This window comes from Flavobacterium sp. B330r, assembly GCF_056824325.1.
The window spans coordinates 4805826-4827568 of record NZ_CP124860.1; the positions used below are offsets into that span (position 1 = coordinate 4805826).

The following is a 21743-nucleotide window of genomic DNA, read 5'->3' on the forward strand; positions in this document are numbered from 1 at the left end:
ATCGTAATTTATATCTGCAAATATAAAAAACATTTTTAAACAAACAGACAAGTCTGTCTATTTTATTCTAAAGACAAAAAAAAATCCAAAACTCGTCAGTTTTGGATTTTGATATTTTAAAAAATTGGAATTTAAGAATTCGGAAGAATTATTATCTGCTCCATTCAGCGATACTATCTTTATTCAATTTTACGTAATCGGCGTTGTTTGCCGCTTCAGCAGATGCTAGAGAAGCTTTTGCAGTTTCGATTGCTCCTTTTTTGTCACCTTGTTTTGCTTGAATTTGAGACTTCAATCTTGTTACGTAGTATGGTTTATCTGAACTCATATCAAGCGCTTTGTCTACATAATTTCTAGCTGTTTCGATATTTCCATTTGATTGGAATAAATATTGAGATGCAGCAAAATAATCATTCCAAGTTGGACCTGCCAAAGTTTTCTCAATACTTGCCACAGCAATTTTAGCTGTTGGAACTTCAAATTTTAAAGCTACATGAGAATTTTCCCAAGCAATATCTAAATATCCAAAATTAGGATCTAATCCGTTAATTCCTATTGTAAAAGTTTCAATTGGAGTTGGCAAAGCATCTTCTTTAACTGTAGTTTTTAAAGCTACGTACGAATCGCTCCAGTTTTCTGGCAATCCCCAGTTATCAGTAGAAAGATAGAAAATGATATCCCAACTTTCGATTCTAGGAACTGTATAAATTGCATATTTTCCTTTTTTTAGCGTTTTTCCGTCTATAATAACGTCATCGCTAAAATTAATAATGGTATTTTCATTAGCTCCAGTTCTCCATAATTTTCCAAACGGAACTAAATTTCCGAACACAGCTCTTCCTCTTGCTCCTGGTCTTGAATACGTAACTTCAACATCAGTTAAACCAACAGTTTGTTTGATATATCCTTTTGGACTTGCTTGTGGAGTTTTTACTTGCGCTTCTGATGCTAATGGCGCTAAAATCAAGGCTAAAGCAATAAGTAGTTTCTTCATTATTTTAAGTTTTATTTTTTATCCAAATTTACAAATTCAATTAGGGAACAAATGTTAAATTTAATATAATTCAGTCCTTTAACTGTGATATTTTTTCAGCATTCAATTCGTTAAAATGTTCTATAACTAAATCAGCTTCAGATAAATCTTGAAGATGAGAATGCTCACTATTATATCCTATACAATAAATTCCTGCCCCTTTTGCTGCTTTTATTCCATTTGTGCTATCTTCAATAATAACGCATTCTTCTTTTGGTGCAACAGAAAGAGAAGCCGCATGAATAAATATCGCTGGATTAGGTTTTGATTGTGGAAAATCTTCTCCGCTTACAATATGCGTAAAATACTGATGCAGATTGAATCTTGTAAAAACGCGATCAATAGTCACTTTTGAAGCCGAAGAAGCTAAAATTAATTGCATTCCGCTGTTGTATAAATTTTTAATCAAATCTTCGACACCATCCAAAAGATGCAAATCTTCCTTAGTATCAAAAGCTTGATTAAAAATAGTTCTTTTTCGTTGAATCAAATCTTCCACTTCCTGTTCTACAGTTGGAAAATAACTTTTTAAAGTTTGAAATGTATTTCGAGTCGAAAATCCAGTAAATGTGGTGTACATCTCTTCTGGAACTTCGATATTCAATTCTGAAAATTGTAAATAGTAGGCATAACGATGAACTGGCTCCGTGTCAACGATTACGCCATCCATATCAAAAATTACTGTTTTAATCATTTTTTTTTAAGGTTCTAAGGTTCTGAGATACTAAGATTCTTAGGTTTCTCTCTTTTGTATCTAACTTTGACAAAGTTTTGAACTTTGTCAAAGTTATTTTAAGTTCTATTTATAAGTTCAAGAAATTAAGATTCACCATTCTAGCCAAAAAAACCTTAGCACTTAGAATCTTAGCATCTTAGAACCTTACTTTTTAAGCAAATATCTAATCACTGTTTCGGCAGCGTGCAAGCCAAATAATCCTGGCATATAGCTGTTTGTTCCGTAAAATGACTTTTTAAAGTTTTTACCATCTGTTAATTTTAAGCTTTTTTCGTCTTGAATTTCAGAAGAGAAAACCACTTTCAGTTTATTGATTTTTACTTCTTTTAAACGCTTACGGACTGTTTTAGAAAAATAACAGTTAATTGTTTTTGAAATATCTGCTACTTTTACTTTAGAGGCCAACATTTTTCCTCCTGCTCCCATGCTGCTAATTATTTTTACTCTTTTGCGTTTTGCAGCAATAATCAGGTTTAATTTTGGAGTAATACTGTCAATACAATCTAAAACATAATCAAATTCTGGAGAAACAATCTCAAAAGCACGTTCTGGCGAAAGAAATTCCTGAACACGAGTTAAATTCAATTCCGGATTAATATCCATCAATCGATCGCCTACAATTTTAATTTTTGGCTGACCAACTGTAGAATGCAAAGCTGGCAATTGACGGTTAATATTCGTAATATCTACAACATCTCCGTCTACAATTGTCATGTTGCCCACTCCTGCTCTTGCTAAAAATTCAGCTGCAAAAGATCCAACTCCTCCTAGCCCAACGACTAAAACATTAGATTTTTGTAAATTTTCTAATCCTTCTTTAGTAAACAAAAGCTCTGCTCTTTCTGTCCATTCTGCCATATATTCTCTTTTTTATTTTTTTGTTTCAAGTTTATGATTTTTCAAGTTTCAAGTTTCAGGTTTCAAGTTTTTCCCAGTTGTCAGGCTGAGCGAAGTCGAAGCCCTAATTGGAACGCCCTTCGACTTCGCTCAGGGTGACAAACTTTGAATACAAAAACTCTTTACTCTATATTCTTTTTTCTATGTTCTTTATTCTTTATTCTTTATTCTTTATTCTTTATTCTTTATTCCTTTCATTGTTTAAATAACCTTTTATAATTACTTAAAATAACGCCTTGTAATTCTTTTAAATTTAATCCTTTATATTCTGAAGCTAATTCATAAACTTGCTGAATCGATTCTTCAATTGTATCGGTTTCTAAGAAAAAACGATCATTTGGAACATTCTGAAAAACCGTTTTTAAATCTGGATTTTTCAATAGATATTTTCCAAACGAAAGATAAAATCCAGCTGCAATTAATTGCTCTGCCAGTTGATTATTTTTTGAGAAGCCATGAATAATCATTGGAACTCCTATCTTCATTTTTTTCTTGATTGCCATTACTTCCTGAAAAGCCGCAACGCAATGAATTACTACAGGTTTCTTGAATTTTTCTGCTAATTCCAATTGTTTTTCAAAAACTGAAATCTGCAAGTCAAACGGAACTTCAATTCTTTTATCTAAACCGCATTCGCCAATTGCCAAACAGTTTGGAGTTTGCAGTTTTTCTTCAATAATTCTCAAATCTTCATCAATTCGATTTTCGTCAATATACCAAGGATGAATTCCGACAGAATAAAACGAAATCGTCTCATCAAAATCTTTTGTATACTGATTAACCAATTCTACAACATTAGATTGATTGGTAAATTGATGTGTATGAAAATTAAAATATTCCATTAATGAAACGCTTTTACTCCTGCTTTAATTTCAATTTTCAAATCGTTTTCCTGTGGTACAAGCGGACAAGAATACTTGTAATTATAAGCGCAATACGGATTATAAGCTTGATTAAAATCGATTGCTATTGTATTTTCTTTCGGAATTTCTAAATCAATATAGCGGCCTCCAATATAGCTTTGCTTTCCACTTGTTAAATCTGAAAAAGGCAAGAAAAGATGATTTTTATATTTTTCTTGAACGATAAGTTCTAAACTTTGGTAAACGGCAAGTTTAAAAGCTTTTCCGTTTATTTTAAAGTTTAAAGTACCATATTTAATATACTTTGGAGTATAATTTCCTGAAGTTTTCATTTCAAAAACTTTTCCCCCTTTGGCTTTTTCCAAAGTGGCAGTTACAAAATAAGTTTCTGAAATAGGAAAAAATTCTAAGCTTTTAAAGGTTTTCAAATCTTCAGCCATCAACGGACTCGTCTTAGGATCAGCAAACTCGGTATTGATTTTCTTTTGAAATTTTTGAACATCGGTCTTATTGAACTTTTTTTGTGCAAAGCCAAAATTAAATACCAACAATAAAGCAAGGGCGTTTATAGTTTTCATCTTAGAAATTTTCTGCAAAAATAGTTCAAAAGTAACAAAACAGCAACCACTTAACGAGACAAAGTTTCCTAACTTTGTGACGATAATTTATCAAACAAAATGCTTAAAACTGCCTTAACTCACTACATTAACAACTTTCGAGGTTTTACCAGAGAAGTTTGGATTCTTGCTATCATTACTTTTATTAACCGCGCTGGAACAATGGTTCTTCCTTTTTTATCCAAGTATTTAAAAGAAGACCTTCATTTTTCGTATAATCAAGTAGGTTGGATTATGGTGGCTTTTGGTCTTGGATCTATGTTGGGTTCTTGGCTTGGTGGTAAATTATCAGATAAAATCGGGTTCTATAAAATCATGATTTTTAGTTTATCCACTAGTGGAGTTTCGCTATTTTTTGTTCAATATATTACCACTTTCTGGGCCCTTTGTGCGGCCATGTTTGTTCTTATGACGATTGCAGATATGTTTCGTCCTGCTATGTTTGTGTCTTTGGGCGCTTATGCCAAACCCGAAAACCGTACTCGTGCCCTTACGCTTGTGCGTCTTGCTGTAAATCTTGGTTTTGCAGCCGGACCAGCGCTTGGAGGTTTGATTATTATGGGAATGGGTTATTCAGGTTTGTTTTGGGTTGACGGAGCTTCTTGTATTATTTCGATTTCAATCTTTGCTTTATTGGTAAAAGAAAAGAAAAAAGCAACGCATGATGATAAAACAGAAAGTGCTACTGATGTAAAATCGGTTTTTCACGATAAAATTTTCTGGGTTTTCTTGTTTGTAAGTTTCATTACAGCAATGATTTTCTTCCAGTTATTTACCACTTTACCTTTATATCACAATGAAAAATTTGGCTTAAGCGAATTCCAAACCGGTTTGTTAATGACTTTAAATGGACTTTTAATCTTTACCCTAGAAATGCCAACAGTTGGATTTTTAGAGCGAAAAGCTTTTCCAAAGATTAGAATTATCATCGTTGGATCGTTTGTTATGGCGAGCAGTTTCTTTTTACTTCTAGTTAATTTCTGGGCCGGAATTTTGGTTGTGAGCATGGTCTGCATTTCGATTGGAGAAGTGCTTACTTTCCCTTTTTCTAACGCATTTGCTTTAAGCCGAGCACCTCGCGGACAAGAAGGCCGATACATGGCACTTTATACAATGAGTTTTAGCCTTGCTCATATTATTAGTTCTAAGCTAGGATTTGAAATTATTACCCGATTTGGTTATCAAATTAACTGGCTTTTTATGGCCTGTATCGGAGTTGTTGCAACGGGATGCTGCATTTGGATTAAGAACGCTTTAACCAACGAGAAGATTTCCTAAAAAAAACTTTTAACTTTTTAGAGTCTAACAAAAGCAAGCGTTTTCTTAATTTAAAACAAAAGAGAGCCGTATAAAATTGTACGGCTCTCAATTCAAAAAAAATATTTTTATTTCAGTTTTAAAATTATTCAATTTCAAAACTTGCTTCAACTTGTATATACCTTTTTTTACCATCTTCAGCTTTGACTAAAAAAATAACGTAATTTTCAAGGTAATCAGTAAGTTCATAATCTCTTAATTTTAATCTTCTATTTTCGTCATAGAATTTAGACGACCTAACAAATTCTTTAAGACCAATTTCTCTTTTTTTAGTCTTATAATTCTCTATCTTTTGAACTTCAGTAAAGTAAAAGCCACCAATACGAGCACCACTACCATCTTTTATGTAAAAATGATTTGGGATTTCTTTATGCGTAATAATATATTGGCTATCATAAGTAAAAAAAAGTGTGTCTTTTACTTTTTCCTGAGCTAGAGAATTTATTCCAAGAATAAAAGTCAGGAATAAAATGAATATTTTCATAATTTGTTTTTAAAATTTCAAGCTTTATATTAAATATTTATCCAAAAATCATAATTGAAACATTTACTTTAATATATTCGGTCTTTTTATCACTTTCTCTTATTAAAATAATTTTATAGTTTTTTATAAAATCGACCAGTCCTTTTATATCTAATGCTATTTTTCCTTGATTTATAAAGAATTTTGAGTTCCTTATAAAATACTTTAAATCCAATACTTCTGTAGGTTTTAAATTAAACAAAATTTCAGCTTCTTGAAAACAAAATTCGGTGTGTCCATTTCCGTCTTCAATAAAAAAAGTTTTTGGAATATTTTTATTTTCAAACAGATAGGAATTATCTATTTTAAAATACAACGTATCTTTTTCAACTTTTTGCTGCGCATGTAAATTACTTAAAAAAAATAAATGTATTATAAGTGTATATCCTAAAAAAACAAAGATTTTAAATTTCGACATCATCGTTCAAATCAAATTAAGTTTGATATTATTTATTATCACAAAAGCGAACTTGTGTTAGCTTCTTAAGTTGGTTGTTAAATATTGTATTTATCTATGTTTTTTTAGGAGTTAAAATATTCCAAACTTCACCATCTACTTCTTTCGAACCATTCCAAGACATTGCTTATCTTTTTAATTTCATTGACATTTTCGGCTTCAACATTTGTTCAATATTGAGATTAGTAAATTTCTCTAGTTCTAAATCAATCTTTGCAATTTTTGCATTTTCTGACCCTCTACTAATTCGTCATTATAATTAATAAATATCTTACAATTCAAAGCTACAAATATAAAAGAATTGTAATTTATTCATCAAATAAAATATTAAAAAACCTCTACATTAGAGCTTTCACTACAATAGCAACTATAAATCTTTTGAAATGGCTGTTCCAGCAGGATGCTATATTTGGATCAAGAACACTTTGACCAATGAGAAGATTTCTTAAAAAAAACTTTTAACCTTTTAAAATCTAACAAAAGCAGGCATTTTCTTTATCTAAAACAAAAGAGAGTCGTACAATTCTATACGACTCTCAGTTTAATACTATTTGTGTTTAATTTTTAAATTATTCAATTTCAAAACTTGATTCAACTTGTATATAACTTTTTTTACCGTTTTCAGTTTTGACTAAAAAAATAACGTAATTTTTAAGGTAAGTCGAAAGGTCATAATCCCATAATTTTAATCTTCTGTTTTCATCATAGAATTTAGATGACCTAATATATTCTTTAAGACTAATTTCTCTTTTTTTAGTCTTGCAATTCTTTATCTTTTGAACTTCAATAAAGTAAAAGCCACCAATACGAGCACCACTCCCATCTTTTATATAATAATCATTTGGATTTTCAGGATATGTATTAATATAATTACTATCATAAGCAAAAAAAAGTGTGTCTTTTACTTTTTCCTGAGCTCCTACAAAGCAAGGAAATAATGACAAAATAAAAAGTGTAGCAATTTTCATATCGTTTATTTTTTATTATTAGTTACTGCAAGGGCTTGTTTTGGAGAATTGCTCCACTCTGCTAGCAAGAGCCTCTATAGATGCCTTTTTTTCATCTGATAATTCATTCCAAGCTTTTACATGACTGTCTCTCAACCCTCCCCACGCAAGAGCCTCGTAAAACGCGTCACTTGGTGGTTCTTTATAGTAATCAGTATAAGCTTTAATATCACCAGGCAAAATACTCTGATGAAATTGTTTCAATGCTTCCTTCATACTCTGAACGTACAATTTGGCCATTACACTGTGCTGTTCCCTTTCATAATTTTCATATGTCGTTTTAAAATCTAAATTCTCTACATTCATAGCAAGTACTGTGCCAAGTTTCCTATAAATATCTGCGTGTATATATTCGTGCAATATAATCCTCGCAACTTCAAGCGGAGCTCTTTTATTTACCTCAGTAGTGCTAATTTCGATTTGTATTAATTTACCTTTTGGCTCTAACGTCCTCCCGTTAAGATATGTTACAACGCCATCTACAGTTTTAGGTAAGGCATCTACGGAGGAAATTGCAATATCGAACTTTGATGTCCCTTCAAACTTTGAAAATAGATTTTGGACAAAAGAATTCCCGTTTTTATTTAATAAATCATTAAGGCACTTTGCTTTTCCTGTAAGATAATCCATAATTTGGAAAGAAGAACTCTCTCCAAGATATTGCCCATTTTCGCTATAATGTGAATATTGCGCTATTCGCTGTAATTTTATAGCTTCTACATCTCCTGAACTCTCACAAGGATAAGGCACGGTATTAGTAGTTTTAGTAACCTTTTCACCTACATAGATGACCTCTAAAATCTTTGAACCATTGCTAATTATTCGCCAAACATCTTGAGTTAGCCATACCGTTTGTGTATATGTCTCCTTGCATAGAGGTATTTTGCTTGTAATATCGGATGGAGCATAAAACAAATTTATTGTTTTTGTCAAAACATCTAACTCATTTTTTCCTGAAACATTTGCCGCTTTACCATTTCTAACAACTACTGAACCTAAATTTTCACCATCAAAGGAATACACATTCAATCCCCCTGTAAAGTCCTTTAGATTTGTGATAGTCTCAGGGTAAACAGCACTTTTTGCAAGCGTAAAAACTTCTAAAAAGTATGATTGAGATTTGCCTTCACTTTCAATTGTAACACCTTGATATTTCAAATGGTTTTGCAGAACGTCAGATTCAAAAGTGTTTACAACTTTTTCTTTTGCTAAGAATTCTGAAATCTTAAAATCGTCTTTTTCAATTACGTTTACATTTTCAAAATCGACTTCAACATTTTGTGCAATATTGGGATTTGAAAATTTCGATAATTCTAAATCAGTCGTAACGGTTTTTACATTTTCCTGATTTTTTTCTAAAACATCATTACTACACGATAAAAGAAAAAGTGCAATAAAAAAACAAACGGAATACTTAATAAATTTGTGCATACGCATTAACATTGGTTGGATAATAAAATTCTTTTTTAACTAAAAAATATCTTACAATTAATTGTCGTGAATATAAAATAATTAAATTTAATTTAACAAATAAAATATTAAAAAGCCTTTACACTAAAACTTTTACTACAATCGCAAATATAAATCCTTTCAATGGTTGTTGAAACGTGATGCTATATTTGGATCAAGAACGCTTTGACAAACGAGAAGACTTCTTTAAAAAACTTTTCACCTTTTAAATCCTTATAATTCAATTTATTACCATTAAATTTGAATAGCATTTCTGCGTTCAAAACTAAAACCAAACTTAATTTTTAGTTAAATAACTACTTTTATAGTTGTGTAACTAAAAAAATAGTTGTAGGTTTGAATTAAAATTAGAGAAGATGCAGAAGTTAACAAACAAAGAAGAAGAAATCATGGTGATTTTATGGAAGCTGAAAAAAGCTTTTGTAAAAGAAATCCAAGCCGAAATAACAGAAGATCAGCCACATTACAATACATTATCAACTATTGTGCGTAATCTGGAAGAAAAAGGATATGTTGGACACAATGCTTTTGGAAACACCCATCAATACTTTCCAATTGTAGCAATTGAAGATTACAGAAAAGGATTTATGAAAACTGCAATCGATAATTACTTCAATAGTTCTTATAAAAGTATGGTTTCCTTTTTTGCGAAAGAAGAAAAAATTTCAGCAGATGAATTGCGTGAAATTTTATCAATGATCGAAAATAAAAACGAAAAAAAATAATCAGTTTATGGAAGCAGTTTTCATTTACATCGCCAAATCAAGCAGCTTAATGCTAATGTTTTATTGTGCTTACTATTTTTTACTGCGCAAAGAAACATTTTTTAACAGCAACAGATGGTTTCTTTTATCTGGCTTGATAGTCTCAGTAATTTTACCATTATTGACTTACACAAAAGTAATTTGGATTGATGCTGCTCCTAATTTTGATACCAATATCCAAACAACATTAATAAATAACCCAGACAGCGAATCGGTAGAATTTAATTGGAACTATATTATTGTTGGCTTCTATGGAATTGGTCTTTTTGTTTTTCTTTTAAAACTGGCAATTGACTTTTATAGTTTGAATTCTATTATAAAAGGAAAAAAAATCAAACAACAAGCCGATTTCAAATTCGTAGATATCAACGAGAATATCGCGCCTTTCTCCTATTTCGAATATATTGTGTACAACTCATCACTTTACACAGCATCAGAATTAGAGAGCATTTTGGAACATGAAAAAGTGCACAGCGATCAAAACCATACTTTTGATGTATTGATTTCGAGAATCTTCAGTATCATTTTCTGGTTCAATCCGATTGTATGGCTTTACAAAAAGGCAATCACTCAAAATCTAGAGTTTATTGCTGATAGTGAAGCTTCTAAGAAACTTTCAGACAAAAAAGCATATCAATACACGCTTTTAAAAATAACAACACACGAAAATTGTGTTGCAATCACCAATCATTTTTATCAATCATTAATCAAAAAACGAATTGTCATGTTAAACAAAAATCAATCAAAAAAGTGGAATTCCTGGAAGTATTATCTTATGCTTCCTGCACTTGCCACATTTGTTTTATTATTTCAATTTGAAGTAATTGCGAAAGAAAAACCACAAATTATAAAAGAAAACGATTCAAATATTGAATCTGTAGATGTTTTTAAAATCAGCAAAAATTCTACAGATGCTGAATTAAATGAAATCAAGAATAATTTGAAGAAAAACCACAATGTAAAATTTGAAATGTCTGAAGTTAAGAGAAATGATTCAGACCAACTAACATCTATTACAGTCGATATAAAGAAAGGAAAACAGCATTCAAAATCCATTCAAAATTCGGATAAAGCAATAAATGAATTCGGAGTAATTATTATTACTTATAAAAATGGGGATAAAAAAATAGGAATTCAGACTGTAAATAATTCTAATGACAAAGAACCTAAAAAAGCAATTAGCAATAAACTAAAAACCGAAACCAATGTTAACACTAATTCTAATACTAGTACAAAAACTAATAGTAATAGTAGTGCAAATTCTAGCACTACTGTAATTGTAGATAATGACAATAATACGGTTATTACTACTTCTTCTGATAAAGGAACATCTGTTGCTGTTTCAAATGGTGTAAAAACGAATTTGAAATTAGGTTTTCCGCTTGTAATTTTAGATGGAAAAGATATGCCTTCTGATTTTGATATGAACAGCCTTCCTCCTAGCACGATTAAATCGGTAAGAGTTTTCAAAAGCTTAGATGCTGTAGCTTTATTTGGCGAAAAAGGCGAGAATGGGATTGTCGAAATTAAAAGCAAAAAATAAAAAGTTTTAATCTTTTAAATCACTGAGAAATGCAAAAACTGACCAATAAAGAAGAAGAAATCATGCATATTTTATGGAAGCTGAAAAAAGCTTTTGTAAAAGAAATTCAAGCAGAGATTTTAGAAGATCAGCCACATTATAATACTTTGTCTACCATTGTTCGTAATCTGGAAGAAAAGGGATATGTTGCACATAATGCTTTTGGAAATACACATCAATATTATCCAGCTGTAAGCATCGAAGATTACAGAAAAGGGTTCATGAGCACTGCAATTGACAATTATTTTAATAGCTCATACAAAAGCATGGTTTCTTTTTTTGCTAAAGAAGAAAAAATCTCGGCAGACGAATTGCGTGAAATCTTAGACATGATCGAAAATCCAAAAGCAGGTAAGTAATCAAAATAGTTATGGAAGCACTTTTCATTTTTATCTTAAAATCAAGCGGGTTATTAGCAATGTTTTATTTTGCTTACATCTTTTTACTTCGCAAAGAAACTTTTTTTAACAGTAGCCGCTGGTTTTTAATTGCGGGATTAATCACTTCTGTGGTATTGCCTTTTGTAGTTTATACGAAAGTAATTTGGGTTGAAACGCCTCCAGCGCCAATGCCAGATCCAATAATTACAACTACAACAACGGATGTATCGAATATTCCAACTTCAAATCATGAAGCTGCTGTTTATGAGACTCCGTATAAGCCAACAACTGTTTCTGTTATTGAAGAAGAGAATTTTGTAATCAATTGGACTTTGGTCGCGGCTGTAGTTTACGCAATTGGCTTCTTAGGTTTCATGATCAAATTTGCGCTTGATTTTTACAGTCTGAATTCTGTTTTAAAAGGAAAAAAGATTGAACAGCAGGAAGATTTTAAATTTATCGATGTTAATGAAAATATAGCTCCTTTCTCTTATTTCGATTACATTGTATATAACTCATCACTATATACTTCGTCGGAATTGGAAAGTATTTTGGAGCACGAAAAAGTGCACAGCGATCAAAAGCATACCATTGATGTTTTGATTTCTAGAATCTTTTGCATTCTATTTTGGTTTAACCCAATTATCTGGCTTTATAAGAAAGCTATTCTTCAAAATCTTGAATTCATTGCAGATAGTGAAGCTTCTAAAAAAATTGCCGACAAAAAAGCGTATCAATACACACTTTTAAAAATCACAACACACGAAACTTGTGTTGCAATCACCAATCATTTTTATCAATCATTAATCAAAAAACGAATTGTCATGTTAAACAAAAATCAATCAAACAAAAGAAATTACTGGAAGTATTCGGCAGTAATACCTGCTCTTGGTGCGTTTGTTCTTTTATTTCAAATAAGAACCATTGCACAAGAAAAGAAACAGGCTGAAGTTGCCTCAATCCAAAGAGACACCGTTAAAGATACTGACCAAACAATCAAAATTACTAAAAACACGACTGATAAGGAATTAAATGAATTGCCAGGCCAATTAAAGGCAAATCATAATCTGGATGTCGAAATTTCGGATGTAAAAAGAAATACCAAAGAAGAATTGACTGGGATTCAAATCAAAGTAAAATCGGATTCTGGAAAAAAACAAATGATCAGAATTGACGGAGACGAAGCTATTAAAGACTGCGAATTGGCAATTGGAACAAACGAAAACGGATCAAAGGCTATTGTAATTAATACCGATGGAAATTTCAGAACACCAATGATTATCAAAAATAATAAAGTTATTGTTCGCACTTTTGGCAATGGAGAATCTGATGTTGTAGCTCCTGCACCTCCAACTCCACCAGCATTTCCTTCAGGACCAATGCCTCCTGTTCCAGCAATTGATATGTCAAAAATGCCAAAACCTCCTGTTGCTCCAAAAAATCCAAAAGATAAAGTAGCAATGGCTAAATTTGAAAAAGACATGGAAGCATTTGGAAAACAGATGGAAGCGTTTGAGCCTCAAATGAAAGAATACGAAAAGCAAATTGAAGCTATCATGTCGCAAAGAGCAGAAGTTTATGAGAAAGAAATGGCGAAATATGAAATTGCTATGGAAAAATTCAGCGCAAACATGGAAAAGTTCAACTACGACTTTAATTTCAAATTCGGAGACGATTCTAAAGACTATGAAAACAGCATGAAACAATACGAGCAAGACATGAAGCAGTATGAACTTGATATGAAACAACATGCTAAAGATATGAAGCAACATGAAAAAAACATGAAACAACATGAAAAAGACATGAAGCAGCGTGAAAAAGAGATGAAAGAAATGGAAAAGCAGAATAAAAAAGCTTAATCCTGATGAGAGCCTTTCTTACCGTCTCTTTACTATTCGTTCTTAATTTATCTTTTGGTCAAAAAAAAGCTGACAAATCAACAGAACAAAAAATTGACCATTACATAAAAGAAGTAATAGCAATTAATGAAATTCCCGGTGTGGCATTGGCAGTAATAAAAGATGGTAAAATTGTTTATGAAAAATATTTTGGCAAAGCTTCTATAGAAGATAATAAAGCAGTGGATAAAAACACTGCTTTTAAAATATTTTCAACTACCAAATTAATTACCAATGTTGGGATATTTCAACTTATTCAACAAGGAAAATTATCTCTTGAAGACCCTATTTCAAAATATTTAGAAAATACACCAAAAGAATGGCAAGACGTAAAAATTAAAAACTTGCTTTCTCATTCTTCTGGACTTCCTGATGTTGTTAGGTTTGAAGAAATTCCGATAACGGCACCACTTGACGAAAAAATAGCTTTACTGTCTCAAAAAACAATGGATTTTAAAACAGGAAATCAATATCGTTACAATCAAACCAATTATTTATTTCTGGCTAAAATTATCGAAAGAATTACGGGTTTGACGTTTGAAGAATATATTTTACAAAATCAGTTTCCTTCTGTAAAATCAGGCGTTTATTTTTCGTCCAATTTTGGCGAAACGGCACTCAACAGTGCTTCTAGATACAACTATGATGATAAAACAAAAAAGTACGTTAAAAGCACTTCAAACTTTGGCACCGACGCTCATTCTGCAAACGGCTTAAATATTTCTTTACCAAATTTTATTCGCTGGAATCAAAATCTTGATAAAGGCGTTTATCTTCAAAAAGAAACCCAATACGATATGTGGAAACCGTTTCCGTTTGCCAACAACACAGATCGTTTTGCTTTTGGTTGGGAAATAGTACTGGTAAATAATGTCCTTTCATACGGCTTTACTGGTGGCAATGAAACTGCATTTAGAAAATTTACGGATCGTGATTTAACGATAATCTTTTTATCCAATGGGCATAAATATTCAGGCTTATATGTACAAAGTCAAGTAATTAATCATGTGGCTTCGATTGTAGATAAAACACTTACAGATGAATTTTTATTAGCTGGAGAAAAAATCAATCAGACTTTTTTGAAATTAGACTTTACAAAAGCGCAACAGAATTATTTAGCCATAAAAAAGAATCATCCAGATTGGGACTTTGAATATCGACTAAATGTTATTGGCTATACATTAATGGATCATGGAAGATTACATGACGGAATAAAAGTCTTAGAGCTTAATGCAAAAGAGAATCCGAAATCTGGAAACGCATTTGATAGTTTGGCTGATGGCTATTTTAGAAATAATGAATTGGCACTTTCGAAAGAAAACTACCAAAAAGCATTATCTCTTTCTCCGGACAACAATAATGCTAAAGAAATGCTGGAGAAAATCAACACAATGTTAGCGAAGTAATCTATACTTCTCTTTAATAAATGAAAAACATATTTACAAAAATGAAAAAGCTCAATATACTCCTGTTTTTATGTTTTAGCTTTTCAATTCTAGCGCAGAAAAATACTGCCGAAAAAAGTATTTTTACTGCAATGGACAAAACAGCTTCGCTTTTAATAGGAAAGTCAAAAGCTAATTCTATTTCAATTGGAGTGGTTAAGAATGGAAAAACCTATACGAGACATTACGGCGAAATTGATAAGGGAAAAGAAAATATTGCGAACAACAACACTGTTTTTGAAGTTGCCTCTATAACAAAACTATTTACAGGTTTACTGACGGCGCAAGCGGTTTTGGAAGGAAAATTGAATCCAGACGATGATATTAGAAAATATATTACAGGCTCTTATCCAAACTTAGAATATAACGGAACTCCAATCACTATTAAAGATTTGGTTTCTTTTAGAACTGGTTTTGACAAAGATCTTCCAGATACTGCCGAATTAAGAAAAAACAGAAACGATAGTAGCTATTTGGCTTTTAAAAAGATGGATGAAATGTATAGTCGTGAGAAGTTTTTTGAAGATCTTAAAACTATAAAATTAGACACTTTACCAGGAACAAAATTCAAGTACAGCAACGGAAGTCTTAATCTTACGGCTCATATTTTAGAAAACGTTTATGGAAAAAGCTATGAAACGCTTTTGAAAGAAAATATTTTTTCAAAACTTGACATGCAATCAAGCGGTATAAATTTAAGTCCAAATACTGTTATTGCAAACGGCTATAATCTAAAAGGCGTTCTAATGCCTAACATTTCAGACAACCTTTGGGGCGCCGCTGGAATGCTAAAATCTACTTTAGGTGATTTGACTAAATTTATTGCTTATGAGCTTAATACAAAAAATGAAATTGTTCAAGAATCGCAACGAAACCTGTTAAATAGCCCAACAACTTGGAACGGTTATTTCTGGGATTATATTCAAGTAGATGAAAATGGAAAAAACTGCTGGAAACACGGCGGTGCTTTTGGAACTCAAAACATGCTGGTTGTTTATCCTGAACGCCAACTAGGAATTTCCATCATTGTAAATATAAGTGATGAAAATACCGGCAATGCACTTGGTGAAGCCATTACAAGACTCTCTAATGATTTATTGAGTGAAAACAAAAAACAAGCAAGCATTTACGGTTACAAGATCGTCAACGCTAATGTTGTATTTGTTTATGAACACGATAAGAATTTAGATCCGAATTTGGTTAAAAGCGTTTCCATAGCGGGTTCTTTTGACCAATGGAATCCAAATGATCAGAATTTTAAAATGATTCAGAAAAACAAAAACACATTTGAATTATCAGTCCCAAAATCGAAATTTGAAAAAAACAAAACACATCTATTCAAATTTGTCATCAATAAAACGGGATGGATGGAAGCTCCAAAAAATGCCATAAATCGTGAAACCGAAGGCGACGAAAATCTGATTCTCAAAATTTAAATACTTTTACATTTTACTACCCAAAAGACTTTGCTTCAAACACAAAGTCTTTTTTTATATCTTTGAACAAACAAATCTACTATGTATAAATTATTAGCTAAACTAAATAAACTACTTTTGCCAAGCTTTACCAAAAAGGGTCTAGACATTTCTAAGGCTACGAAATGGCAAATGGCTATTATTGGTTACCGCGCCTATGTTACAAAAAGAGCATTGGACAATTAATTTAGAATACATTTTATTATCCGACAGCAATTATTTTTTATGATTCTGTCTTATTTTTTATGAAAAACCGAGAATTCAGCCTTCCTCCTGTTCCAGCAGTATTATTAGCTATTATTAGTGTTCAATGTGGGGCTGCTATTGCCAAAACACTTTTTCCTACAATCGGCGCAGCTGGTACGGCATCTATGCGTATTGGTATTTCGGCGTTAATTTTACTACTGGCTTACAGACCAAATCTAAAAGCGATAACTCCGCAACAATGGAAAATTGTAATCCCGTATGGTCTGTCGTTAGGGGCCATGAATTTAATTTTTTATCTCGCAATAGAAAAAATTCCAATTGGCCTAGCCGTAACTTTAGAGTTTGTTGGACCTTTAATACTGGCTATAACAGGTTCAAAACGTTTGGTTGATTATTGTTGGGTAATGCTGGCTGCAATTGGCATTTTATTAATTGCACCATGGACAAACGATCGCTTAGATCCTATCGGAATTATATGCGCGCTTCTCGCTGGAGCATTCTGGAGTGCTTATATTGTTTTAGGAGGTAAAATTTCGAAAATAATGAACGATGGTGATGCCGTTACAACCGGAATGCTGTTTGCGGCGATTTTAGTCTTGCCTTTTGGTTTTCTAGAAAGCGGATTAAACAATCTTACTCCAAAATTATTCGGAATGGGTGTTGCTCTTGCTCTTTTGTCTAGTGCGATTCCGTTTACTTTAGAAATGAAGGCTTTAGGAAAACTTCCGCCTCGTACTTTTAGCATATTAATGAGTCTAGAACCAGCAGCAGCTTCTATTTGCGCTTTTATATTTCTTCAAGAAAATTTAAACTTCTACGAAATTCTAGCTGTACTTTGTGTTATAATTGCTTCTGCAGGAAGCACTTTGACCGCTAAAAAATAATCTTGGAAAAATCTCAAAATAAAAATTCCAAATTCCAATTTAAGCTTGGAATTTGGAATTTCTTTTTTGGAATTTGAAACTACTTATTTTTTTGGAAGCAAAACAGCATCTATTACATGAATTACACCATTTGACTGATTAACATCTGCAATGGTCACTTTTGCTTTACTGCCATTTTCGTCAGTAATATATAGATCTTTACCTTTCATCCATGCCGTAAGGGTTCCACCACTTACTGTTTTAATCGTTGCTTTTCCTTTTCCGTCTTTTATTGCTTTTGCAATATCAGCAGAACTCCATTTTCCCGCTGCTACATGATAAGTCAGGATATTTTGAAGCATTTTTTTATTCTCTGGTTTCAATAACGTCTCTACAGTTCCTTTTGGCAATTTATCAAAAGCAGCATTAGTTGGAGCAAAAACAGTAAACGGACCTGCCCCTGTTAATGTTTCAACTAAATCTGCAGCTTTTACTGCGGCTACTAATGTGGTGTGATCTTTTGAATTAACAGCATTTTCGATAATATTTTTATTCGGATACATCGCTGCTCCACCAACCATTACTGATTTTTGTGCATTTGATGTAAATGCAAATCCTAAAGCTAAAACTGCAAGAGCTAAAAATTTTCTAGTTTTCATATTTATTGTTTTTAAGTTATAAGCTCATTTACGCAGGAAAAAATGTTTTGGTTTTAAATTAAAACAAATTAGTTTCGAAAAAGAAAACTATATCTTTCTAAGTACTAGCAAAACAAGGCTTTAGTAGATTTTAAATTTTATTCTAAAAATTTTAAGAATACATGAATTTTGCTTTCTTTTTATTATTAAATTTAAATTCAAAACTATTCTTTATGAAAAATTTACCACAGAAAGTACGAAGCAAAAAGTTAAGTTCGAGAGTAGATTTAACTGCAATGGTTAGCGTCTCTTTTTTATTAATTATTTTTTTTATGGTCACAATAGAATTACGAAAAAACAAAGCTATGGCTTTAAGTCTGCCAGATTATGGTAATATTGCATGTAAATGGACAGGTGGCTGTGGAGAAAACCGATCTTACACAATTTTACTAGGAGATGATAATAAACTAGTGTCTTATATGGGACTACTAGAAGTACCCAAAGTTGCTCCTAAAAAGTTTGGATACGGAAAAGATGGAATAAGACAAGAGCTTCTAAAACAAAACAAAAACATGCTTAATTATTCTGCTCAATTAGGAAGACCAGGACGAGGAATGGTTGTTATCATAAAACCAAGCAAAAAATCTAACTTTAAAAATCTAGTTGATATATTAGATGAAATGGCAATTGCAGATATAAGTACATATGTAATTGTAAATGATTTCACACCAGAAGAATCTAAATTATTAGCTTTAAAATAAAAAATCACTTTCAAAAAGGTTCTCGACTCCACTCGAACTGACAAACGAAACAAACTTGAAACCTGAAACAAATAAAAAGTCCCACATTACTGTGGGACTTTTTATTTAAATCTTAATGAATTTCATACTTGAACTTCCTTTATCTGATTTTACTCTTATAAAGTAATTACCCGTTTTCAACTTGGAAACATCAATATTTGAGGTTGTTTTTGCGTTTGGAATAGCTATAATTAATTGACCTAAAATATCATAAATCTCAAAAGATTGTACATTAATATTCTCATTCTGAGAAATATTTAAAATTTGATCTGATGGATTTGGATATAAAACCAAATATCTAGAAAAATTAAAATCCTGGGTCGTCAAAGTGCTTTTAAATGTAGAAGTTGCTGTATTGGTTAAAATTGGAAAATTATAATCGAAGTAAATATTTGCTTCGTTTGTAAAAGAATCTCCCACAACAAGTGTTGGTTTGGTTTTAATTTTAAAAGCTACATAACCGTCATTATTGGCATCATCAAAAGGAAGATTAATATTTTCAAAAATAAACTCTACCTTATTTCCTCCAGAAATTTTAGTTACAAATGAATGGCTAGAACTCGTCGGAATTAGCGTTGAAATGTCAAACTTTGATAAATCAATGATGTCTTTTATAACGATATTTTGCGCTTGATAACTTCCTGTGTTTTCAAAACGAATCAAATAATGCACAAACTCACCTATTAATTCTGAAGTAATAACTGAGCCTTCCAAACAGGTTTTATCATTCGGATCATAAGATCCTACAACTGTTTGATTGAAGCCAAATGAATTGTCTTTAGGGGTTTCATCTGCATTTGAAGATACTATGGTTGCTGTATATGCCAATATATCACCATTATTTACAGCTGGAGTAGCTGTCGGAGCATTTACTTTAATGGTAAATGTGATTTCTCTGGACTCAAAAGGTTTAATATTTGTAAAATTCCATGATAAATTATTTGTACTCTGAGTATTTACAGCTGGATTTGATGCGATAAAATCCAAAACAGAATCATTAAAACTTAAATTCACTGATCCAGATTCTGCTATATTACCTTTGTTTTTATAAATAATTTTATATGATGCCTCAAATCCTGGTCTAGCTGGATTGATTGGTATAACGACTATTTCTAAGTCTGAATGTATACCATTTGGTGTAATACAAAAATTTTGATTCAACGGACTTGTCTGTGATGGAAAGTCAACATTTATAGCTGATGGCGTAATCGCAAAATAAGTAGGATTTTCTAAAACAGGTGTTATAGAATGCGTTCCTGTTGGCAAGGCAATAGAATAATTATTTCCATTGGCTATATAACTTGAAGTATCAGTTCCATTAGATATATTAAGCTTTAAATTTGGCAAATTTAAATCTTGAGTATCACAGCCGTTATTATCTGCGTCTATTTTATTATCCCCAGAAACAATAAAATATTGCCCTACTGGATTAAATGAGCAATAGGCATTTACACTGCAATTGGTATACCCATAATTATTTAAAAGACTTTGAACTTGCGACAATTGACTTTCATCTGCACAAACATATAACAAATTTGGATTTTCAGAAAAATTTAAATTTTTAGCTTCGTTATTGCCATTTCTTATATACAAAAAGTTAAGCTCATTGTTTGAGCAGTTAAGCTCTTCTAATTCACCTAAATCACTTACATCCAACATTTTCAATTGGTTGTAAGAACACTCCAATTTTGTTAGACTTGCTAATTGCGTTAAATCTAAAGCTGTAAGCTTATTATTTATACATCTAAAACCTTTAAGCTTTGGCAGTCCATTTATATTTAAATATTGCAATTGATTACTACTGCAATTTACATATTCGAGTTTTTCTAAACCATTCAAATTTAATGATGAAATAGCATTTCCATCACAATAAAGCTCAATAAGATTGGCTGAACCGCTTACATTAAGGCTCATTATTTGATTAGAAAAACACTGTAAATAACCCAGATTAGTTAATCCATTAAGATCTAATTGTAACAGTTTATTATAAGTACATGATAATGAAAAAAGTTTTGTTAAGCCATTCACTTTTAGTGATGTCAACAGATTACCACCGCATTCTAAAGATTCTAAATTTGTTAAACTTCTGACATCTAATTCAGCCAATTGATTTCCTCCGCAATATAACTTTTTAAGTGCAGTTAAACCTTGAAGGTTTAAGGTAGTCAATTTATTATTTGAAGCCGCAATTTCAGTCAAACTAACTGCCCCATTTAAGTTTAATGTCTCTAGTTTTGGATTTCCTGTACATTGAACATATTTCAAATTAGTTAGTCCATCAGCTATTATAGTGGTTAACTCTGGTAAATTTTCAATTTGTAAATATTGTTTGTTTTGAATATTAGAATACTTTAAATAAACTAATTTCTTTAGAAAATTAAAATCAACATCTGTCATAATTGGATTGTCACTACAATTTAAAAATTGAAGATTGGCAAAACTTTCTAATCCTTGTAATGAAATGACATTAGAGTTGCTAATATCTAAATAAGTAGTATTTAACGCTTCGCTGATTTCAATTTCCGAATTGGAGTTGGTATTTACAGGAGATGACAGCAATTTAATTTTAAGATTAAAATCCTGAAAAGAAACAAATTGTGCATTTGCACCATTAAAAAAGCATAAAGCCAAAACAAAAAAGTAGAGTTTTTTCATATGTGGTATTTTCATACAAAAATAACTTTTTAAAATAATAACACAACTTTATTTGTTAAAGTTTTCTAAATAAAATAAAATTTGAGCAAAAAAAAGTCCCACATTACTGTGGGACT

General features: G+C 31.4%; 21 protein-coding genes. 10 read left to right on the plus strand and 11 right to left on the minus strand.

From position 1 onward, the window contains the following. Positions 1 to 151 precede the first annotated feature (151 nt). The 5 genes from QLQ95_RS21410 to QLQ95_RS21430 all read right to left on the minus strand — a co-directional run bounded on the left by QLQ95_RS21410 (position 152) and on the right by QLQ95_RS21430 (position 4107). Complete coding sequence (locus QLQ95_RS21410) at positions 152 to 994, minus strand: DUF2911 domain-containing protein (protein ID WP_095931152.1); 843 nt, start codon at positions 992 to 994, stop codon at positions 152 to 154. Positions 995 to 1064: 70 nt separating this feature from the next. Further along, entirely contained in the window at positions 1065 to 1727 is a 663-nt protein-coding gene (locus QLQ95_RS21415) for an HAD family hydrolase (RefSeq protein ID WP_095931151.1), read from the minus strand. A gap of 186 nt (positions 1728 to 1913) precedes the next feature. After that, entirely contained in the window at positions 1914 to 2627 is a 714-nt protein-coding gene (locus QLQ95_RS21420; RefSeq protein WP_095931150.1) for a tRNA threonylcarbamoyladenosine dehydratase, read from the minus strand. A gap of 233 nt (positions 2628 to 2860) precedes the next feature. Beyond that, positions 2861 to 3508, minus strand: a complete 648-nt coding sequence (locus QLQ95_RS21425) for a TatD family hydrolase (protein ID WP_095931149.1) — start codon at positions 3506 to 3508, stop codon at positions 2861 to 2863. Beyond that, positions 3508 to 4107 carry a DUF1684 domain-containing protein gene (locus QLQ95_RS21430; RefSeq protein WP_095931148.1) on the minus strand — a complete coding sequence of 200 codons (600 nt, stop codon included), beginning with the start codon at positions 4105 to 4107 and terminating at the stop codon, positions 3508 to 3510. Before QLQ95_RS21430 ends, QLQ95_RS21425 begins: the two co-directional genes overlap by 1 nt. Before the next feature lie 99 nt (positions 4108 to 4206). On the opposite strand from QLQ95_RS21430, the gene QLQ95_RS21435 reads away from it, so the two are divergent. Beyond that, complete coding sequence (locus tag QLQ95_RS21435; RefSeq protein ID WP_482501595.1) at positions 4207 to 5424, plus strand: MDR family MFS transporter; 1218 nt, start codon at positions 4207 to 4209, stop codon at positions 5422 to 5424. Between the two features lie 124 nt (positions 5425 to 5548). On the opposite strand, the gene QLQ95_RS21440 is transcribed toward QLQ95_RS21435, so the two are convergent. The 4 genes from QLQ95_RS21440 to QLQ95_RS21455 form a co-directional block, all read right to left on the minus strand. Further along, complete coding sequence (locus tag QLQ95_RS21440; RefSeq protein WP_320495513.1) at positions 5549 to 5947, minus strand: hypothetical protein; 399 nt, start codon at positions 5945 to 5947, stop codon at positions 5549 to 5551. Positions 5948 to 5984: 37 nt separating this feature from the next. Next, a complete protein-coding gene (locus tag QLQ95_RS21445; RefSeq protein WP_320495515.1) occupies positions 5985 to 6407 on the minus strand; it encodes a hypothetical protein in 423 nt (140 codons plus the stop codon). 605 nt (positions 6408 to 7012) lie between these two features. Continuing rightward, complete coding sequence (locus QLQ95_RS21450; protein ID WP_320495517.1) at positions 7013 to 7411, minus strand: hypothetical protein; 399 nt, start codon at positions 7409 to 7411, stop codon at positions 7013 to 7015. 18 nt (positions 7412 to 7429) lie between these two features. Next, the gene (locus tag QLQ95_RS21455) at positions 7430 to 8881 is read right to left on the minus strand and encodes a hypothetical protein (protein WP_320495520.1); all 1452 of its coding nucleotides are present in this window, start codon (positions 8879 to 8881) and stop codon (positions 7430 to 7432) included. Between the two features lie 395 nt (positions 8882 to 9276). Between QLQ95_RS21455 and QLQ95_RS21460 the strand changes: the two genes are divergently transcribed. From QLQ95_RS21460 to QLQ95_RS21495, 8 genes are all read left to right on the plus strand, one after another. After that, on the plus strand, positions 9277 to 9645 hold the full coding sequence (locus QLQ95_RS21460) for a BlaI/MecI/CopY family transcriptional regulator (RefSeq protein WP_320495522.1): 369 nt from the start codon (positions 9277 to 9279) through the stop codon (positions 9643 to 9645). A 7-nt stretch (positions 9646 to 9652) separates the two neighbouring features. Next, positions 9653 to 11227 carry a M56 family metallopeptidase gene (locus tag QLQ95_RS21465; protein WP_482501597.1) on the plus strand — a complete coding sequence of 525 codons (1575 nt, stop codon included), beginning with the start codon at positions 9653 to 9655 and terminating at the stop codon, positions 11225 to 11227. A 29-nt stretch (positions 11228 to 11256) separates the two neighbouring features. Continuing rightward, positions 11257 to 11625 (plus strand): BlaI/MecI/CopY family transcriptional regulator, encoded by a 369-nt coding sequence (locus QLQ95_RS21470; RefSeq protein WP_095931144.1) that lies wholly within the window; start codon positions 11257 to 11259, stop codon positions 11623 to 11625. Positions 11626 to 11636: 11 nt separating this feature from the next. Then, positions 11637 to 13505, plus strand: coding sequence for a M56 family metallopeptidase (locus tag QLQ95_RS21475; RefSeq protein ID WP_320495527.1), 1869 nt, complete (start codon positions 11637 to 11639; stop codon positions 13503 to 13505). A 5-nt stretch (positions 13506 to 13510) separates the two neighbouring features. Next, positions 13511 to 14950, plus strand: a complete 1440-nt coding sequence (locus QLQ95_RS21480) for a serine hydrolase (protein WP_482501598.1) — start codon at positions 13511 to 13513, stop codon at positions 14948 to 14950. Positions 14951 to 14970: 20 nt separating this feature from the next. Further along, the gene (locus QLQ95_RS21485; RefSeq protein WP_482501599.1) at positions 14971 to 16425 is read left to right on the plus strand and encodes a serine hydrolase; all 1455 of its coding nucleotides are present in this window, start codon (positions 14971 to 14973) and stop codon (positions 16423 to 16425) included. An 81-nt stretch (positions 16426 to 16506) separates the two neighbouring features. Further along, positions 16507 to 16650: an SsrA-binding protein gene (locus tag QLQ95_RS21490; protein ID WP_095931140.1), complete on the plus strand. Its 144-nt coding sequence runs from the start codon at positions 16507 to 16509 to the stop codon at positions 16648 to 16650. 59 nt (positions 16651 to 16709) lie between these two features. Continuing rightward, a complete protein-coding gene (locus QLQ95_RS21495; RefSeq protein WP_482501601.1) occupies positions 16710 to 17555 on the plus strand; it encodes an EamA family transporter in 846 nt (281 codons plus the stop codon). A gap of 83 nt (positions 17556 to 17638) precedes the next feature. Here QLQ95_RS21495 and QLQ95_RS21500 read toward each other — a convergent pair whose 3' ends face one another. Beyond that, positions 17639 to 18193, minus strand: coding sequence for a fasciclin domain-containing protein (locus QLQ95_RS21500; protein ID WP_482501603.1), 555 nt, complete (start codon positions 18191 to 18193; stop codon positions 17639 to 17641). A gap of 212 nt (positions 18194 to 18405) precedes the next feature. On the opposite strand from QLQ95_RS21500, the gene QLQ95_RS21505 reads away from it, so the two are divergent. Continuing rightward, a complete protein-coding gene (locus tag QLQ95_RS21505; protein WP_482501604.1) occupies positions 18406 to 18933 on the plus strand; it encodes an ExbD/TolR family protein in 528 nt (175 codons plus the stop codon). 105 nt (positions 18934 to 19038) lie between these two features. Here the strand turns inward: QLQ95_RS21505 and QLQ95_RS21510 are convergent, their stop codons facing one another. Next, a complete protein-coding gene (locus QLQ95_RS21510) occupies positions 19039 to 21642 on the minus strand; it encodes a DUF7619 domain-containing protein (protein WP_482501605.1) in 2604 nt (867 codons plus the stop codon). Positions 21643 to 21743: the final 101 nt, after the last annotated feature.

Bases quoted from the DNA above. Each gene is read 5' to 3' on its own strand.
- QLQ95_RS21410 (WP_095931152.1), bottom strand. From the start codon at position 994: ATGAAGAAACTACTTATTGCTTTAGCCTTGATTTTAGCGCCATTAGCA.
- QLQ95_RS21415 (WP_095931151.1), bottom strand. From the start codon at position 1,727: ATGATTAAAACAGTAATTTTTGATATGGATGGCGTAATCGTTGACACG.
- QLQ95_RS21420 (WP_095931150.1), bottom strand. From the start codon at position 2,627: ATGGCAGAATGGACAGAAAGAGCAGAGCTTTTGTTTACTAAAGAAGGA.
- QLQ95_RS21425 (WP_095931149.1), bottom strand. From the start codon at position 3,508: ATGGAATATTTTAATTTTCATACACATCAATTTACCAATCAATCTAAT.
- QLQ95_RS21430 (WP_095931148.1), bottom strand. From the start codon at position 4,107: ATGAAAACTATAAACGCCCTTGCTTTATTGTTGGTATTTAATTTTGGC.
- QLQ95_RS21435 (WP_482501595.1), top strand. From the start codon at position 4,207: ATGCTTAAAACTGCCTTAACTCACTACATTAACAACTTTCGAGGTTTT.
- QLQ95_RS21440 (WP_320495513.1), bottom strand. From the start codon at position 5,947: ATGAAAATATTCATTTTATTCCTGACTTTTATTCTTGGAATAAATTCT.
- QLQ95_RS21445 (WP_320495515.1), bottom strand. From the start codon at position 6,407: ATGATGTCGAAATTTAAAATCTTTGTTTTTTTAGGATATACACTTATA.
- QLQ95_RS21450 (WP_320495517.1), bottom strand. From the start codon at position 7,411: ATGAAAATTGCTACACTTTTTATTTTGTCATTATTTCCTTGCTTTGTA.
- QLQ95_RS21455 (WP_320495520.1), bottom strand. From the start codon at position 8,881: ATGCACAAATTTATTAAGTATTCCGTTTGTTTTTTTATTGCACTTTTT.
- QLQ95_RS21460 (WP_320495522.1), top strand. From the start codon at position 9,277: ATGCAGAAGTTAACAAACAAAGAAGAAGAAATCATGGTGATTTTATGG.
- QLQ95_RS21465 (WP_482501597.1), top strand. From the start codon at position 9,653: ATGGAAGCAGTTTTCATTTACATCGCCAAATCAAGCAGCTTAATGCTA.
- QLQ95_RS21470 (WP_095931144.1), top strand. From the start codon at position 11,257: ATGCAAAAACTGACCAATAAAGAAGAAGAAATCATGCATATTTTATGG.
- QLQ95_RS21475 (WP_320495527.1), top strand. From the start codon at position 11,637: ATGGAAGCACTTTTCATTTTTATCTTAAAATCAAGCGGGTTATTAGCA.
- QLQ95_RS21480 (WP_482501598.1), top strand. From the start codon at position 13,511: ATGAGAGCCTTTCTTACCGTCTCTTTACTATTCGTTCTTAATTTATCT.
- QLQ95_RS21485 (WP_482501599.1), top strand. From the start codon at position 14,971: ATGAAAAACATATTTACAAAAATGAAAAAGCTCAATATACTCCTGTTT.
- QLQ95_RS21490 (WP_095931140.1), top strand. From the start codon at position 16,507: ATGTATAAATTATTAGCTAAACTAAATAAACTACTTTTGCCAAGCTTT.
- QLQ95_RS21495 (WP_482501601.1), top strand. From the start codon at position 16,710: ATGAAAAACCGAGAATTCAGCCTTCCTCCTGTTCCAGCAGTATTATTA.
- QLQ95_RS21500 (WP_482501603.1), bottom strand. From the start codon at position 18,193: ATGAAAACTAGAAAATTTTTAGCTCTTGCAGTTTTAGCTTTAGGATTT.
- QLQ95_RS21505 (WP_482501604.1), top strand. From the start codon at position 18,406: ATGAAAAATTTACCACAGAAAGTACGAAGCAAAAAGTTAAGTTCGAGA.
- QLQ95_RS21510 (WP_482501605.1), bottom strand. From the start codon at position 21,642: ATGAAAATACCACATATGAAAAAACTCTACTTTTTTGTTTTGGCTTTA.